The sequence below is a fragment of the Candidatus Hydrogenedentota bacterium genome (assembly GCA_035450225.1).
Lineage (GTDB): Bacteria > Hydrogenedentota > Hydrogenedentia > Hydrogenedentales > SLHB01 > DSVR01.
Genome location: DAOTMJ010000002.1, coordinates 158,434 through 174,307 on the forward strand (window position 1 = coordinate 158,434; position 15,874 = coordinate 174,307).

Annotated in this window: 11 protein-coding genes and 1 pseudogene; 2 read left to right on the plus strand and 10 right to left on the minus strand. The window is 60.6% G+C overall.

Annotation, left to right across the window (positions count from 1 at the left end; genetic code table 11):
• Positions 1 to 22 precede the first annotated feature (22 nt).
• Entirely contained in the window at positions 23 to 2,428 is a 2,406-nt protein-coding gene (locus P5540_02270) for a PAS domain-containing protein (protein ID HRT63628.1), read from the minus strand.
• A gap of 258 nt (positions 2,429 to 2,686) precedes the next feature.
• Between P5540_02270 and P5540_02275 the strand changes: the two genes are divergently transcribed.
• Together P5540_02275 and P5540_02280 are read left to right on the plus strand one after the other, a co-directional pair.
• Complete coding sequence (locus P5540_02275; protein ID HRT63629.1) at positions 2,687 to 4,030, plus strand: sugar transferase; 1,344 nt, start codon at positions 2,687 to 2,689, stop codon at positions 4,028 to 4,030.
• Between the two features lie 16 nt (positions 4,031 to 4,046).
• Complete coding sequence (locus tag P5540_02280) at positions 4,047 to 5,471, plus strand: sugar transferase (GenBank protein HRT63630.1); 1,425 nt, start codon at positions 4,047 to 4,049, stop codon at positions 5,469 to 5,471.
• 7 nt (positions 5,472 to 5,478) lie between these two features.
• On the opposite strand, the gene P5540_02285 is transcribed toward P5540_02280, so the two are convergent.
• The 9 genes and pseudogenes from P5540_02285 to rsmH form a co-directional block, all read right to left on the minus strand.
• Positions 5,479 to 6,600, minus strand: coding sequence for a putative peptidoglycan glycosyltransferase FtsW (locus P5540_02285; GenBank protein HRT63631.1), 1,122 nt, complete (start codon positions 6,598 to 6,600; stop codon positions 5,479 to 5,481).
• Entirely contained in the window at positions 6,597 to 7,925 is a 1,329-nt protein-coding gene (gene murD, locus P5540_02290; protein ID HRT63632.1) for a UDP-N-acetylmuramoyl-L-alanine--D-glutamate ligase, read from the minus strand. The genes P5540_02285 and murD overlap by 4 nt, the downstream gene beginning before the upstream one ends.
• A 40-nt stretch (positions 7,926 to 7,965) precedes the next feature.
• The gene (gene mraY / locus P5540_02295) at positions 7,966 to 9,039 is read right to left on the minus strand and encodes a phospho-N-acetylmuramoyl-pentapeptide-transferase (protein ID HRT63633.1); all 1,074 of its coding nucleotides are present in this window, start codon (positions 9,037 to 9,039) and stop codon (positions 7,966 to 7,968) included.
• Positions 9,040 to 9,198: 159 nt separating this feature from the next.
• Positions 9,199 to 9,303, minus strand: a pseudogene (locus P5540_02300) (hypothetical protein).
• 156 nt (positions 9,304 to 9,459) lie between these two features.
• The gene (gene murF, locus P5540_02305; protein ID HRT63634.1) at positions 9,460 to 10,803 is read right to left on the minus strand and encodes a UDP-N-acetylmuramoyl-tripeptide--D-alanyl-D-alanine ligase; all 1,344 of its coding nucleotides are present in this window, start codon (positions 10,801 to 10,803) and stop codon (positions 9,460 to 9,462) included.
• 2 nt (positions 10,804 to 10,805) lie between these two features.
• Complete coding sequence (locus P5540_02310; GenBank protein HRT63635.1) at positions 10,806 to 12,272, minus strand: UDP-N-acetylmuramoyl-L-alanyl-D-glutamate--2,6-diaminopimelate ligase; 1,467 nt, start codon at positions 12,270 to 12,272, stop codon at positions 10,806 to 10,808.
• Positions 12,235 to 14,304 (minus strand): penicillin-binding transpeptidase domain-containing protein, encoded by a 2,070-nt coding sequence (locus P5540_02315; protein HRT63636.1) that lies wholly within the window; start codon positions 14,302 to 14,304, stop codon positions 12,235 to 12,237. The genes P5540_02310 and P5540_02315 overlap by 38 nt, the downstream gene beginning before the upstream one ends.
• On the minus strand, positions 14,277 to 14,834 hold the full coding sequence (locus P5540_02320; GenBank protein ID HRT63637.1) for a hypothetical protein: 558 nt from the start codon (positions 14,832 to 14,834) through the stop codon (positions 14,277 to 14,279). Before P5540_02320 ends, P5540_02315 begins: the two co-directional genes overlap by 28 nt.
• A 98-nt stretch (positions 14,835 to 14,932) precedes the next feature.
• Complete coding sequence (rsmH, locus tag P5540_02325) at positions 14,933 to 15,859, minus strand: 16S rRNA (cytosine(1402)-N(4))-methyltransferase RsmH (GenBank protein HRT63638.1); 927 nt, start codon at positions 15,857 to 15,859, stop codon at positions 14,933 to 14,935.
• Between the last annotated feature and the right edge of the window lie 15 nt (positions 15,860 to 15,874).

Sequence of the window (15,874 nt, forward strand, 5' to 3'; positions counted from 1 at the left end):
CACTGGTGTCCACATTCACCCATCACCCGGAGCCTTCTTTCTTTTCCCCGGCCTCCTCCATTATGGGAAACAGGACGCGAACCGTCGTCCCCTTGCCCGGTTCGCTTTCCACATATATCGCTCCGTTGTGTCCGCGGACTATTCCCTGCACGGCGGACATGCCCAGGCCCCGTCCTGTGAACTTGGTCGAGAAGAATGGCTCGAACAAACGGCGTTTCGTTTCCTCATCCATGCCGCAACCCGTATCGGCCACTTCGAGAAAGACGCAACAGGCGCACGCGGGCGTCGTATCAACACAATTGTCCCGCAGGTTCTGCTCGTTGCAGGTCGTTGTGCCGGTGGTTATGCGTATCGTGCCCGGCGCATCGCCGATGGCTTCCGCCGCGTTGGTGAACAGGCTCACCAGCACGTGGAGGAGTTGCCCCGAATCGGCACGAACGGATGGAAGGTTCGCGGCAAGGTTGAGTGTTACCCGCACGTTTTTCGGAACGGATGCCTGAAGCCGGCCGGCATTTTCCCCGACCAGTTCGCTTAGATCAATCGGGCGCATGATAAACGCGCCCTTGCCCGAATAGGCCAGCATTTGCCGGGTAAGATCCGCCGCGCGCGAAGCGGCCGTCATCGCCTTTTCTATGTCTTGGCGCGCGCGGGAATCGGGAGCGAGTTCCATGAGCGCCAAATCGAGATTGCCCATGATGGCCATCAGCAGATTATTGAAATCGTGCGCGATGCCCCCCGCGAGCACGCCCAAACTTTCGAGTTTCTGGGCCTGCAACAACCGCCGCTCCACTTCCAGGCGTTCGGCTTCCATCCGTTTGCGCTCGGAAATGTCCCGAATGTTGGCGATCACCCCGACGATTTCCCCATCGGCGTTGCGATGGGGCGCGTAAACGCCCACGACCCACCCCGATTTTCCTGTGTCGGGACTCGTAAACGGCACGTCGCCGGAGCGGACCGTTTGCCCGTTTAGGGCCGCTTGCAACAGTTTGTCCACGCCCTGTTCCTGGAGGTGCGGAAACAGGTCCAAGGCATGCTTGTTCAGCACAAACGCCGCCGATAAACCCGTCAGTTTTTCCATGAACGGATTCCAGACGCGGTAGCGCAGTTCGCGGTCGTAGACGATTATCCCTTCGCCGGCACCGGAAATTACTTCCTCGTTGAAACGGGCCAGCGCCCGAAGTTCCTCGTCTTTCCGGCAGCGCTCCGTCACATCCCAGAAGATCCCCTGAATGCCGGCGATGTTGCCTTCCCGATCGCGCAGGAGCGTCTTGACCACCTGAACGTACATCAGGTTGCCGTCGGCGCCAATATGTTTTTCGATCTGGTCCAGCGTTTCGTACAGTTCCATGACGCGCCGGTCGTCCGCGCGGTAGGCCTCGGCCATCTCGCGTGGAAACAAATCGAAATCGGTCTTGCCCAGGATTTCCTCGATGGGCCGCTTTACCGTTTCGCTGAAGCGGCGGTTGCAGAACACAAAACGCCCCTCGCGATCCTTGCGAAAGACGCTCTGCGGCAGGTTTTCGACCAGCGAACGGTACAGTTCCCGCGAATTGCGCAAGGCGTCCTCGGCCCGTTTGCGCTCCGTGATGTCCTCGGCGCATACCAGAACGCGAAAGCCGCCGTCCATCTGAATGCGATCCACGGAGACCAACAGGCATTTTTCGACGGCCGCGCCGTCTTTCTGAAACGTCATCCAGGTTTCGAGGCCTTTGCAACAGGCGCCGGTGGCAAACGTGTCGAGAACGGCTTGGCGGATTCGGCAGTCGGCGCATGACTGCCCAAAACCACAGCCTGCCGGATTGTCAAGCGCATGTAGACATCGGAGCGCTTCGCCGCCCCGACGGCCGGCCATGTCCTCGCCGGTCCGGTCGGCGAATTGCGCGGCGGCGGCATTGGCCTTGATGACGCGCCGGTCGTTGTCGAGGAGCATCATCGCGAGCGGAGCGCTGTCGTGGATGGCTGTCAATTCGGCCAGTGCGGCCTGCAGGGCTTCCTGGGTGTGTTTATGGCTGGTGATATCAGTAAACAGGACGGCTATTCGATCGGGAGCCGGACGATACACCGTCGCACTGTAATGCATGCCGCGTGCAACGCTGAACCGTTCAAAATGCGCCGTTTCCCCTGTGATGGCGACACGTTCAAGACACTCCATCCAGTAGGGATCGATTTCCGGCAACGTTTCGAGCACCGTTCGCCCAACAGTATCCTCCGCCTGCACGCCCGTCAATCTTCCGAAAGCGGGATTTACTTCGAGAAATCGGTAATCGCGCGGCTGGCCGCCGGCGTCACGGAGAATTTCAAGCAGGACAAAACCGGAATCCATCGCTTGGAACGACATCCGGAAACGCTGCTCGATATCCTGCCGCGCCGTCTCGGTTCGTTCGGCGGCCTGCCGCTGGTTTTCGAGACTCTCCCGCAGCCGGACCACTTCTGCTTCCATCCGCGCAAGGCGCGAACGGAGTGAATCTGCCTCGTCATTTGCTGTCATATCACGTATTTTGTCACGGTTTTCCAATGTGTACTCGCGGCCTTGAAACGGCCAAAACCGGCGCCGGAACGAGCCATGTCCGGCTTCGCCACAGCATACGAACTTCAGTGAAAAACTGCAAGAAACGACAAGGCGGAAAATCGGGAATTGACAGGCGTGGCTTCTTGCGGTACATTCTAGCGGAAACGGAGCATTGTCATGGCTGCAAGTTCCGGCGGCGCGCACGATTCGATCGCGCCGGAAACTCAACAAGAAAACGCGGGAATCGATTCGGACGGAAGCGGAACCCCATCGTTGCCGGGCCGTGGCGGCGGTTCCATGCCTGTTCGGCAACGTTTCCCGTGGCTGATTGGCCTGGCGTGGTTCCTGCTGGATACGGTGTGCATCATCGGCGCGCTGTATGTGGCCGTGTTTGCGACATTGCGGGCGGATGCGTCGTTTTGCGACGCTTTGGGGAACCGTTCGAGTTATCTGGCCGCGTTTCTTGCGTCGTGGCTGGTGGCCGCCTTGGATCAGCGGCTGCTTGCTTCCCGGCGCAGCGACGATCTGCTTCCCCAACTCTCTTCGATCGCCAAGGCCTTCCTGACGGCCCTTGTGGGCAGCGTACTGTTGATGGCCGTGTTCGACCGCGAACGGTTGGGGCGGGATTTCCTGTTTGTGTTTGGGATGACGACGCTTGGCCTGATTCTGTTCTACCGCACGGCGTTTCGCCTGAATATCTGGCGTCTGCGTGTCCATGGCCGGGGCATGTCGAATGCCGTCATCGTTGGTGCAAACGACACGGCGGTCTATCTGGTCAAACTGCTTCGTGCGCACGAACAATACGGATTCCACGTGGACGGGTTTGTGGAAAACGACACGAGCCGGCTGGGCATCATGAAACAATTGCAGGTTCCCTATTTGGGCCCGATCGATTCGCTCGAACGGATACTGGTGGATCGTGTCGTGGATGCGGTATTCATCGCGCTGCCGGTTCGGTCGTTTTATGAAACGATTCAACAAATCGCCCATTTGTGCGAAGGCGTCGGCGTGCCGGTGCGTTTCGTGGCGGACCTGTTCCCGTTTCGGGTGGCGCCGAACCGCATGTGGCGCCTGGACAACATGCCGCTTCTGTCGTTGACCGGGGTGCCCCGCATCGAGCCGCGCCACCTGATCCAGCGCCTCGAGGATTTGGCCATTTCCTCCCTGCTCATCGCGATGCTGGCGCTGCCGATGCTTGTCATCGCGGCGCTTGTCAAGATGGAATCGCGTGGTCCGCTCCTCGAACCGCAACACCGGGTTCGCAGGGACGGGCGGCGTTTTCGCATGTACCGTTTCCGCTGTAAGGAGGCGGCGTCCGGCGCGGCGGACCCGGCCGCGGAACGCCGTTTCACCCGGCTGGGCGAATTCCTGTTCCGTTACGATCTCGACGAACTGCCGGTATTGTTCAATGTGTGGCTGGGCCACATGAGCGCGTCCGAACCGAAACCGCCGATTGCCGTTGGATTGGACGACAGCGCGCTCGGTCTTGAGCGTGTCGTCCGAAGCGCATTCAAACCATGACAAGGACCTTTCGACGATGATTTTACAGGCGCTGCATGCGCATCGTTCGAATATCCTGTTTCGCGCGGGACTGGATGCCGCCTATACGTTCGTAGGGTATGTCGCGGCGGTTTACGTGACCTTGCCGGAACAGGCCGGTCTTGTTGGCGGCATGTTGCACCATGCCGGTTTCTATTTCATTTTCCTGCTGGTCTGGAGTTGGGTGGCCATTGATCGCGGGCTGTGGGAACCCGGGCGCAACGAGGATCTGGGATCCTATTTGCTTTCGATGATCCGCGCGGCGGTGGGGGCGATAGCCTTCGGCGTCTTTATCGCCGTGCCCATCGCCAACCAGGAATTGAAGCGAGATTTTCTGGCCGCGTTCAGTATCGGCGGCCTGGTGTCGCTGGTTACATTCCGCATGCTTGCCCATGGGGCGGCCATGGTGGTCCATTCACGCGGACACGACCTGCGCTCGGTGCTCATTGTCGGCGCGAATCCGCGCAGCGCGCGCCTGGCCGAGTTCCTGCTTTCCAATCCGCACCACGGTTACCGGGTGGATGGCTTCATCGAGGACGACGCGAGCCGGTTTCATTTCATGCAATCGTTGTCCGTTCTGCATTGCGGCGATTTTGACGACCTGGAAGACGTGATTGACCGGCACGGGATTCAGGAAGTGCACATCGCGCTGCCGGTGCGATCCTATTATGAACTCGTGTATCGCATGGGGAGAATTTGTGAAAAACGAGGCGTTCCGGTGCATTTCCTCGCGGATCTCTTCCCGCTACGCATTGCGCGAAGCCGTCTTCTCTACATCGAAGATGTGCCGCTGCTGTCGCTTTCGGCTATCCCGGAGGCGCGCGGCGAATTGTTTTTGAAACGCGTGCTCGATTTGTTCGTTTCGACCGTTATGCTGATGGGGCTGGCGCCGTTTTTCGTCATCATGGCGATTATCATCAAGGCCGATTCACCGGGGCCTGTTTTTTTCCTGCAAGAGCGCGTCGGGTTGAACGGGCGCCGTTTCAAGATGATCAAGTTCCGTTCGATGGTGCAGGATGCCGAAGCGCGCCGCAAGGCGCTTGAGGCCCTCAACGAGGCCGACGGGCCCGTGTTCAAGATTCGACGCGACCCACGCATTACCCGCGTGGGCGCCTTTATCCGCAAGTACAGCCTTGACGAATTTCCCCAACTCATCAACGTGTGGCTCGGCCAGATGACGCTTGTCGGCCCCCGGCCGCCCATTCCCGCCGAAGTCGAAAAATATACCTGGGATCAACGGCGGAGATTGAGCGTCAAGCCCGGCATGACCGGATTGTGGCAGGTCAGTGGGCGCAGCGACGTGGGCTTCGAGCAATGGGTCGGGCTCGACCTCGCCTACATTGACCATTGGTCCTTGTGGCTCGATTTCAAGATACTCTTGAAGACATTCCACGCGGTGGTGGCGGGCCGCGGCGCCGCATGATGCGCGGCTAATGCGCCACGGCGAATTCCTGCCTGACTTCGTAATAGGCGCCGGCTTGCAGGCCGATGTTCATGAGAATGCCGGCCATGGCGAGGAAAACGATCTGCGCCGTGCCGCCGTAACTGACGAAGGGCAGCGTCAAGCCTTTTGTGGGCAGCAATCCGATCGTCACGCCCATATTGAATGCAGCCTGCAGGCTGATCAGCATGGTGATGCCGGCGGCGAGGAGCGAACCGAACAGGTCGGGGGCGGCGTTGGCGATCCGCATGCCCAGAAAAAGGAAGGCCACGAACATCGCCACGACCGGGGCCGTGCCCAGCAGTCCCATTTCCTCGCCCCAGACCGCGAAGATGAAGTCGGTATGCGCCGCGGGCAGGTAGAAGAGTTTTTGCTCGCCGGCGCCGGGGCCGACGCCGCCGTAGGATCCCCGCGCAAAGGCGGCGAGGCTTTGTATGAGGTGGAACCCGCCGTCGTTGCGGTGCGCGAACGGGTCCAGGAAGGAGATTAGCCGTTGCCAGCGATAGGGGCTTGTTTTGATCATGGCGACAATAAACGCGCTGCCCGCGATTGCGCTGCCGAACACGTAAAACCAGCGCGCGCCGCCCATGAAAATCATGAGAAAAGCCACGCTGCCCATCACGGCGGGGATGCCGAGGTCGCGTTCCATGAGCACCAGCAGGACAAATGCCCCGGTAATGGCGGCCATGGGCAGAAACCCGCCCCGCAGGGTCGCAATGCGATCGCGGTTTTCGGCCAGTTTGCGGGCCAGCAGGAGAATCAGCGCGAACTTGGCAATCTCGGACGGCTGGAATTGATGAATGATCGGCAGCCGGATCCAGCGCGTGGCGCCGTTTACCTCTACGCCGATGCCCGGAATGAGCACCGCGACAAGCAACAACAGGGCAAGTCCGACGATGCCGCGGAAAAACAGCGGTTCGCCGAACCGGTGGTAGTCGAAGAAGGTGGCGAGATAGAGCATGAGGCCAAGGCCAACCGCGACGCATGCCGCCTGGCGCCAGAACAGGCTCATGCCGTTGGTTTTGACCGCGGCCACGCTGTAAATGGTGATCAGCCCGATGCTCAGCAACGCCAATACGATGAGCAAAATCGCCGTGGTCTCACGTCTCATGGCAATATCTCCCGCGCGTGTCGCGCAAAGTCCGCAACCGCCTGTTTGAACACGCGGCCCCGGTGTTCGAAACTGGTGTACATGTCGAAACTGGCGCACGCGGGCGAAAGCAGAACCGCGTCGCCGGGCATAGCGGCAGCGGCCGCCCGCCGGACGGCGTCGTCCATGGCGGCGGCTTGTTCGACGGGGACGAGATCGCCAAAGGCCGCTTCGATTTTCGGGGCGTCTTCCCCGATGAGGACCATGTGGCGGACCTTCGCGCGCACCAGATCCCGCAAGACTCGATAATCGGTGTTTTTCCCTTCCCCGCCGGCAATCAACACGACCGGAACCGAAAAACTTTCCAGCGCCACTTTGAGGCTGTCCACGTTGGTGGCCTTCGAGTCGTTGTAAAAATCCACGCCGGACACGCGCGTCACGAATTCAATGCGGTGTTCGACGCCGCCGAACGTGCGCAAGGCGGCCAGCGTCCGATCCCAATCGAATCCGCCCGCGCGCATGAACGACAGCGCACAAAGGACATTCTGCAGGTTATGGCGGCCCGGCAGTATCGTGTCAGACACATCCGCCACCTGTTCGCGGCCGAATCGGATTGCGCGGCCGTCAAGCCAAAGACCGTTGTCGAGACGTTTTTCGAGGCTGAACGGATAAACGTGCGCGCGGGTCCATGCGGCCATGACCCGGACGATCGGGTCGTCCTCATTGACGACGGCAATGTCGCCGACGTCTTGCCGGGCGTGGATGCGCGCCTTGACATCCGCGTACGTTTCGATTGTGCCATGGCGGGCGAGATGATCGGGCGTCACGTTGATCACGGCGGCGGCCCATGGATGGAATGCGTTTGCAAGTTCCAGTTGATAACTGCTGACTTCGAGCACGAGGAATTCAGGCGCCGGGGACTCCAATACGGCCGCGCTGAGGGGCGTGTCGTTGTTGCCGGCGAGCGTGACGGAATGCCCGCACCCGGCCACGAGCGTCTTCAAGAGTTCCGTCGTCGTGGTTTTTCCGTTCGTGCCCGTGACGGCGATGATGCGCGAACGGCAATAAGGGAAGGCGAATTCCATTTCGCTCATCATCTCCGCGCGGCATGACGGCGGGATGGGTATCTTCGCCGGCGCAACGCCGGGGCTTGGAATAACGAGGTCGGCGTTCGCGAACGCGGCGGCGGTGTGGCCGCCCAATTCGTATGGCACGCCGAGCGCATCGAGTTCGGCGCAGGCGGACTCGAATGTCGCGCCGGATTTCGCCTCGGTCACGAAAGGCCTCGCCCCTTCGCGCAGCAGCAGCCGAACCACGGCAAGCGCCGTCCGGCCCATGCCCACCACGGTTGCCTTTTTTCCGCTAACGTTGTAAATGACGGCCTTTCTACCGCAACTTGAGCGCGCCGAGACTCATCAGGGCGAACAAGATTGCGATGATCCAAAAACGGATCGTGACTTTGGTTTCCGACCAGCCTTGCAGTTCGAAATGGTGATGCAGCGGCGCCATCCGGAATACGCGCTTGCCGGTGGTTTTGAACGAGGCGATCTGGATGGTGACGCTGAGGATTTCGAGGACGAACAATCCGGCCACGACGGGCAGGAGCAGTTCCTGTTTGGTCAGAATGGCCATCGTTCCGATGGCGCCGCCGAGGGCGAGCGATCCGGTGTCGCCCATGAAAACTTCGGCGGGATGTGCGTTGAACCAGAGGAATCCGAGGCCCGTGCCCATCAGCGCGGCGCCGAACACGGCCAGTTCGCTGGCTTCGGGCACGTAGACGACATAGAGATAGTCGGACCAGTCCACGCGGCTTACGACATACGCGATGCCGGTGTAGGCAAGCAGCGAAATGACCGATACGCCCGCCGCGAGGCCGTCGAGACCGTCGGTGACGTTTACCGCGTTCGACATGGCCACGATGATGAACATGACGAACAGGATGTAAAGGGGGCCCAGGGGTATCGCCACGCCTTTGAATCCCGGAATTTCGACGCGGGTGTGGAGATCCCGCCCGCCGTGGGCGATATACCCCGCGAAAATGTGTTCGATCGCGAGGCGGTTGAGTTGCGTGAGTTCGCGTCCGGACAGGCGCGCGATGTCTTTTTGCACAAGGGATGCCGCTTCCGGCCGTTTGCGGATTTCGCGCCGGATCGTCTCGTCGCACAGATCGCGTTCTTCGAGAATGGCGTTCAATTCCTCGATGAGAAGCCCGCGTGAACGCTTGTCCACGGCCCCGTCCACGGGCAAATCCAGCAGGCGGCGCTGAAGAGCGGGGGAGAGGCGATCCCAAACACGCCCGATGGGTCCGGCGGACGGATCGTCGGCGTGCGCCTTGAACTCGTTGGCCAAGCCCGGCCAGTCAAGTATGTGATCGGCGTTGATATAGGAGGAACCGATCGTGATGGGAAAGAAATAGAGGATGAGTCCGAGCGCGAGACCCGTGACGATTTGCCCGGCCATTTTCGCGCGCGCGGTGAGGCCATCGTTACGCTTGCGCCTGAGTTTGATGAAGTCGTCAATGAATCCCACGATACCGAGCAAGACCAGGACGCCGGTGGCGATCAACAGAAGGCGGTTGATTAGGGTGCTCCACAGAAGCAGGGAAAACAGGGTCGAGGCGATAATCATGACGCCGCCCATCGTCGGCGTGCCGGACTTGCCCTTGTGCAATTCGTGGAGATCGGCGACATAGTCTTTCTTGATGTGCTGGCCGATTTTCAGCATGCGCAGACGTTCGATGACATAGGGGCCGATAATCAGGCAAAAGAGAAACCCGGTCAGCGCCGCCGCGCCCGCGCGAACCGTGTGATAGGTGAAGACGTTGAACGCGCTCATGTGGGGCGTGAGAAACTGGGCCAAATAGTAGAGCATGCCGATTCCTTATGCGTATCGTTCGCGGAGCGCCTCGATAACCCGTTCCATGCGCATGCCGCGTGAACCTTTTACCAGACACACGTCGCCGGGCCGCGCAAGCATACGGATGGCGTCTGCGATATCGTTGGGATCGTCGAACACTTCGGCGTGTGCCATGCCTGCCGCCCGGGCCGCATGGATCATATCATGCGCGTGCGGGCCCAGCGCAAAGAGATGATCCGTGCGCAACGCGGCCGCGCGTTCGCCGATTTCCGCATGCAGGGCCGTGGCCGTTTCGCCCAGTTCGAGCATTTCGCCCAGCACGGCAAAGCGCGCGCCCGGCGTGGGCCATTCCGCCAAAGCCTGCAAAGCGGCGGACATGCTGGCCGGGTTGGCGTTGTAACTGTCGTCCATGATCGTAAGGGGACCCAGCGGCAGCAAACGAAAACGCGACGTGGCCGCGGCCGCCTCGCGCAGCGGCCCCTCGAATTCCGTTACGCCGTGCCGCAATGCCACGGCGACGGCCAGCAGAACATTGACGGCATGCGCCCGGCAGGCAAGCGGAAGCCGCAATGCGCCGACGGGATGAATGCACAGCCGCATTTCGCCGGGGCCTGTTATTTCGCAGGATTCAAGCACGACATCGCCGGATTGCCCGAAACGGATTTTTTCGCCGGAAAACGATTCCGCGATGCGCACGCAACGGGGATCGTCCACATTGACGTAGAAAACGCCGCCGGGGGAAAGTCCCCCGACTATTTCGGCTTTGGCCTTCGCGACATTTTCGATGCTGCCGAACCCTTCGAGATGCGCGGGGGCAATCATGGTGATGGCCGATTCAGTGGGCCGCGCGAGTTCGCACAGGCGGGCAATTTCGCCGGGGTGGTTCGCGCCCATTTCAATGACGGCCATGTCGGTTTCCGCGTCCATTTGCAGGAGCGATTGTGGACAACCGATTTCGTTGTTGAGATTACCCTGTGTCTTGACCACGCGATACCGGGTGGCGAGCAGGCGGGCCGTCATGTCCTTGGCCGTCGTTTTGCCGCAGGATCCCGTCAATGCAAACAGCGGAATATCAAAATGGCGGCGATGAAACGACGCAAACCGCTGCAATGCCTCCAGGGGGTCGCGCACGACGAGGCAAGGGCCGTATTCGCTGGTTTCGGTGGTGACGGCGCCTGCCGCGCCCTTCATGAACGCGTCGCGCACGAAACGGTTTCCGTCGAAGTGTTCGCCGCGCAGGGCGAAAAACACGTCGCCCGGCATGAGGGTCCGCGTGTCGGTGGATGCGCGCCGGAACGTCACATCACCGCGATTTGTATCCGATCCGATGGCCTCGGCAAGTTGGCGTAGGGTATAGGACCATGCCATGACTACGGGTGTTCCTCCAGGATGGCGCGTGCCACTTCGCGATCGTCGAAGTGAATCTTGTCCGTGCCGATGATTTGATAGTCTTCATGCCCCTTGCCGGCGATCAGGACGAGATCGCCGGGCCGGGCCAGTCCGATGGCGCGGCGGATGGCCTCGGCGCGATCGGGAATGATCTCGTAGTCCGGGCCGCGCCGTTTGCCGCTTGCAATCAGGCCGGGTTCGATATCCGCGATAATCCGCAACGGGTCTTCGGTGCGGGGATTGTCGGACGTGACGATGGAAAAATCGGCTTGCCGCGCGGCCACGGCGGCCATGAGGGGGCGCTTGGTTTTGTCCCGATCGCCGCCGCATCCAAACACGCAGATTACGCGGCCATCGCAAACGGATCGCGCCGCCGCCAGAACGTTGTGCAAGCCGTCCTCGGTGTGGGCATAGTCCACGATGACAAGAAAGTCCTGTCCAGCGTCCACGCGTTCGAAACGGCCCGGGACATGCGCCAGCGACGCGATCCCTTCCGCGATTCCGGCCAGCGGCAATCCAAGTCCGCCTCCAATGGCGATGACGCCGAGCATGTTGGCCACGTTGTGCAATCCCAGCAAAGGCGACCGCATGTTCTGCCGTCCCCACGGCGTTTCGACCGTAAACGACGTGCCGGCGAGTCCCATGCGGATATCGCGCGGCCGCACGTCGGCGTCCGTTCCGAAGGTGATGCACGGCGCCTTCGATGCCGCGATGAAATGCGGCGCGCTGGGATCGTCGCGGTTGACGACGGTAAAGCGGCCCGGTCCTTGGATGCGTTCAAAGAGCAGCATTTTGGCGCGCCGATAAGCGGTCATATCGGGATGGTAATCGAGATGATCCTGGGTGAGATTGGTGAACGCCGCCACGTCGAAATCAATGCCCGCGACACGATCCTGATCGAGTGCGTGCGAACTGGCCTCCATGACGACATGCGTCAAGCCGGCGTCGCGTGCGCGGCGGAACATGCCGACCAGTTCCTCGCCGAAGGGCGTCGTGTGGGCGGCGGGATGAATCGTGCCCGCGATGTCGTAGCCGAGCGTGCCGAATGCGGCGGTGCGGTGGCCGCACTGTTCGAGCATACGTTGCGCGAGCAGAACCGAACTGGATTTCCCGTTCGTTCCCGTAATGCCGATCACGGTCAGTGATCGCGACGGATCGCCCGCGATCGCGTGTGCGATGATGCCCAGCGCGCGCCGGGGGTGTTCCGCAAAAAGATAGGGCACGCCATGAAGGGATGCAATACCGATCCGTGATCCGATGATCGCGATGGCGCCCGCGTTGACCGCCTGTTGCGCGAAGGCATGGCCGTCGGTCCGAACACCCGGAGCCGCCACGAACACGGTCCCCGGAACGACGCGGCGCGAGTCCTCGGTTATGGCCGCGATTGGACTATCCGGCAGCCCGGCGCAGTCAGAGCCGAGCCACTTTGGGAGTTCGTTTAGCCTCATTCGATTCCATCTTGTCTTGTGTTTCGTTCGAGAAAATCAAACTGCACAGGGAGACGTCGCGCAACGCAACGCCCGCCGGCGGATCCTGCATGACGACCCGTCCTGCCCCGCGCGGATCCCACCGGATTCCCAATTGGTCAATCAACGCCTTGGCCTGTATCTTGGTCATCCCGATGAAATTGGGCAGAGCCGGTTCGCCGTCGCTGGTTATCGTGTGCGCGGCCATCAAGGACAAATCATCCAAGGGTTGCGAGGCAAGAAGGGGCGGCTCGTCTGTTTCCCGGGCGACGATGGTGTCTTCATCGCCGGTTTCGGGGAAGGCGTTGGGCGTGGCGGGCATATCCTGAATGGGATCGGGCGGCACATTCAAGCGGATGAGGGCATCGCGCATGACTTCCTTGAACACGGGGCCACAAACGCTGCCGCCATAATGCAGCTTGATATTTGGTTCCTGCACGACAATAACCACGCACAGACGCGGATCGGCGACCGGGGCGAATCCGGCGAAAATCGCCGTATATTTGTCGGGAAGAAAGCCGCGGCCGGATGGATTGGCGATTTGCGCGGTGCCGGTTTTCCCGCCGGCCCGGTATTCGGGAATGTTGGCCGGCTTGCCCGTTCCATGCAGTACGACCAGATGGCAAAGATCCTTCATGGTTTGTGCCGTAGATTCGGACAGAATTCGGACAGGCTCCTCATGGGGGTGTTCGTAGACCACGGAACCGTCACGCGCCACCACACGATCCACAAAATACAGATTGCGCAGATATCCCCCGCTGGCAATGACGGAAAACGCGCGGGCCAGTTGCGGCATCGTCACGGCGATTTCCTGGCCCATGGGCAGGGACCCCATCGTGAGTTTCGACCATTGGGAACGGGGGCGGAAAATGCCTTTGCTTTCAATCGGGAGATCCGGGCATGCGCGTGTTCCGAATCCAAAACGCCGAATCCACTGCTCCAACCGATCCGCGCCAAGCATTGCGCCCACTTTGATGATGGCGATGTTGCTCGACTCGGCAAAGCATGTCGTAAAGGGCTCCACGCCGAGTTTGTGAAAATCGCGAATGCGGTGCCCATAGGGATTGAATGCGCCGTTTTCACAGAAAATGCGGGTTTCCGTGGTGATGAGTCCTTCTTCGATCGCGGCGGCGGCGGTGACTATTTTGAACGAAGAACCGGGCTCGAAGACGAATTCGGCCGCGCGATTCCGGAAATTTTCGGCGGACACGTCTCCGCGTTCATTGGGATCGTAGGCAGGCCGGGTGGCCATGGCAAGAATCGCGCCGGTTTTGACGTCCACGATGATGCCCATCGCCCGCGGCGCGTTGGCCTCAACCATTCGCTTGTCCAACGCGCGTTCAAGCATCCGTTGAATATTTTTGTCAATCGTGAGATGAACGGTGTCTCCGCCCTCGGGGCCCATGTATTCCAGGGTCAGCGATCGCAAAATGTGCCGGTTGGCGTCAACGCGCGATCGCTGTTTGCCCGTTGTGCAGCGCAGATGCTTGTCAAACGACATCTCGACGCCGTCGCATCCGTTGCCTTCGCGGTTGACGAAACCGATCAGGTGCGCGGCCAGTTCCCCTTCCGGATAATAGCGCACCCATTCATTCTTGAGCGAAAGCCCGTATTGCAGCATGGGATCGAGATTTTCATAAATTTTTAGATCCTGTTCGGAAAGCCAGCGCTTGATCCATACGAATTTGCGGGGGCGGCCGTTTGCGTCGCGCCGGGTCAGACGCGATACCAGTTCGGTTTCGTTCAATCCGAATCGCGCGGCAAGAGTCAGCGCGCCCATCTCCGGATCCGCCATGGCCCGCGGGTCGGCCCATAGTGAATACACGCGGCGATCCTTGGCGAGCAGTCCCCCGTCGCGATCACGGATTTCGCCTCGGGGCACACGGAGTTCGACCTCGCCGATGTGTGCGCTTTCCTCCGCGGTGAGTTCCGAACTGGGATCCGTGTGGACAATGGCCAGGCGTACCGCCACCACCAAAAAGGCCGCTAGAAATCCCCGAGTGACGATGCGCACGCGGAATAAATGGCCTTGCGCAGGAGGTCCCCCATGGGGGTCGCACTCATGCGCTTCGTGAAAGATTCGGTATCCTCCCATTTGACTCCCTCGCTTCCTGGCAGCCTGAACGGCAACGATGCGATGCGATGAACGGATTCCGGCCGATTGAGCGACGCGGACGATCCGGAATGATCTTGCCGCACGGCCAAGGAAAACGGTTCCTCGAGCGCGCGTAATTCCTCGTCGGTGCAATGGATGACTTGGATTTGATCCGGTTGTGGATTGATCAATCCGAGATCGGGCGCCTCGATTTCGATGCGATCGAAGGTCTGCAGGCGGGCCTCTTCCACCCGCAGTTCATCCAGGGTGTCCGAGAGTGTCTTGATTCGCGCATTGATCAACGCGATCTCATAGTCATTCCGGAGCATTTCGGTGTTGAGCCACGTGTCGAATGCCAAGGCCAGCATGGGCGCCATAAGAATAAGGGTCCATCTCATCCAGCCCAGAATCGCATCCCACCGGCGAACTGGAAGCGCGCGTCGAATCATGCCCGCCTCCTGTATCGCGTAAAGGCAAGAATGTGTGCCTTTCTCTTTGGCGTTGTTTTACGTGAATCCATTTTCTTCATCCGTCGCTTTTGCCTGTCCTACGGCGCCAATTTTTCCGCCATGCGCAACCGTGCGCTGTGCGCCCGTGGATTGCGCCGAATTTCTTCCTCGTCGGGTTGGATCGGCTTGGGCGTCAATATCCGCATGCGAGGCGGAATGCAATCGCGGACCCGTCCGTCGGGCCAGCGAATTTCTCTTTTGCGCGAAAATTCCTGAAAAACCCTTTTGACTATGCGGTCCTCCCCCGAATGGAACGAAATGACCACGATCCGTCCGCCGGGCGCCAAGACCTCGACGCCTTGCCGAAGACCCGCTTCGAGCCAACGATATTCCTCGTTTACGGCAATCCGAATGGCTTGGAAAACCGTCCGGGTTTCTTCCGGCATCCCGTGGACAAAATCAAGGGCCTCCGATACCGCCCCGGCCAAATCGCCCGATGTTTTCATGGCGTCGCGCCTTGCGCGTTTCAGGATGGCTCGGGCGATGCGACGAGCCGGGCCGACATCCCCGTAGGCGCGCAGAATTTGCGCCAGTTCGTCCTCGCGGATGCGGGCGAGCCATTGTGCCGCCGTCACGCCTTTCGACGTGTCCAATCGCATGTCCAACGGTCCTTCCTGCTGAAACGTGAATCCCCGGCGCGGGTCGTCCAGTTGCACGCTCGACACACCCGCGTCAATCAGGATGCCGTCCACGCGCCCAATGTCCAACTCGGCGAGGACTTGGGCCAATTCACCATAATTGCGATGCAGGAGGGTCACCCACGGAAACGGGGCCAGCCGCGTGTGCGCGCACGCCACGCTTTCCGGATCGCAATCCATCGCGATCAACCGTCCCCCTCGCAATCGTTCGGCGATCAACGCGGCGTGTCCGCCCGCGCCGACCGTTCCATCCACATAAATGCCGTCTTTCCGGATGCACAACCCATCCACGACGGCCTGGGCCAAAACCGGCACATGCCCATGCATGGCTTTCAGGCTCCT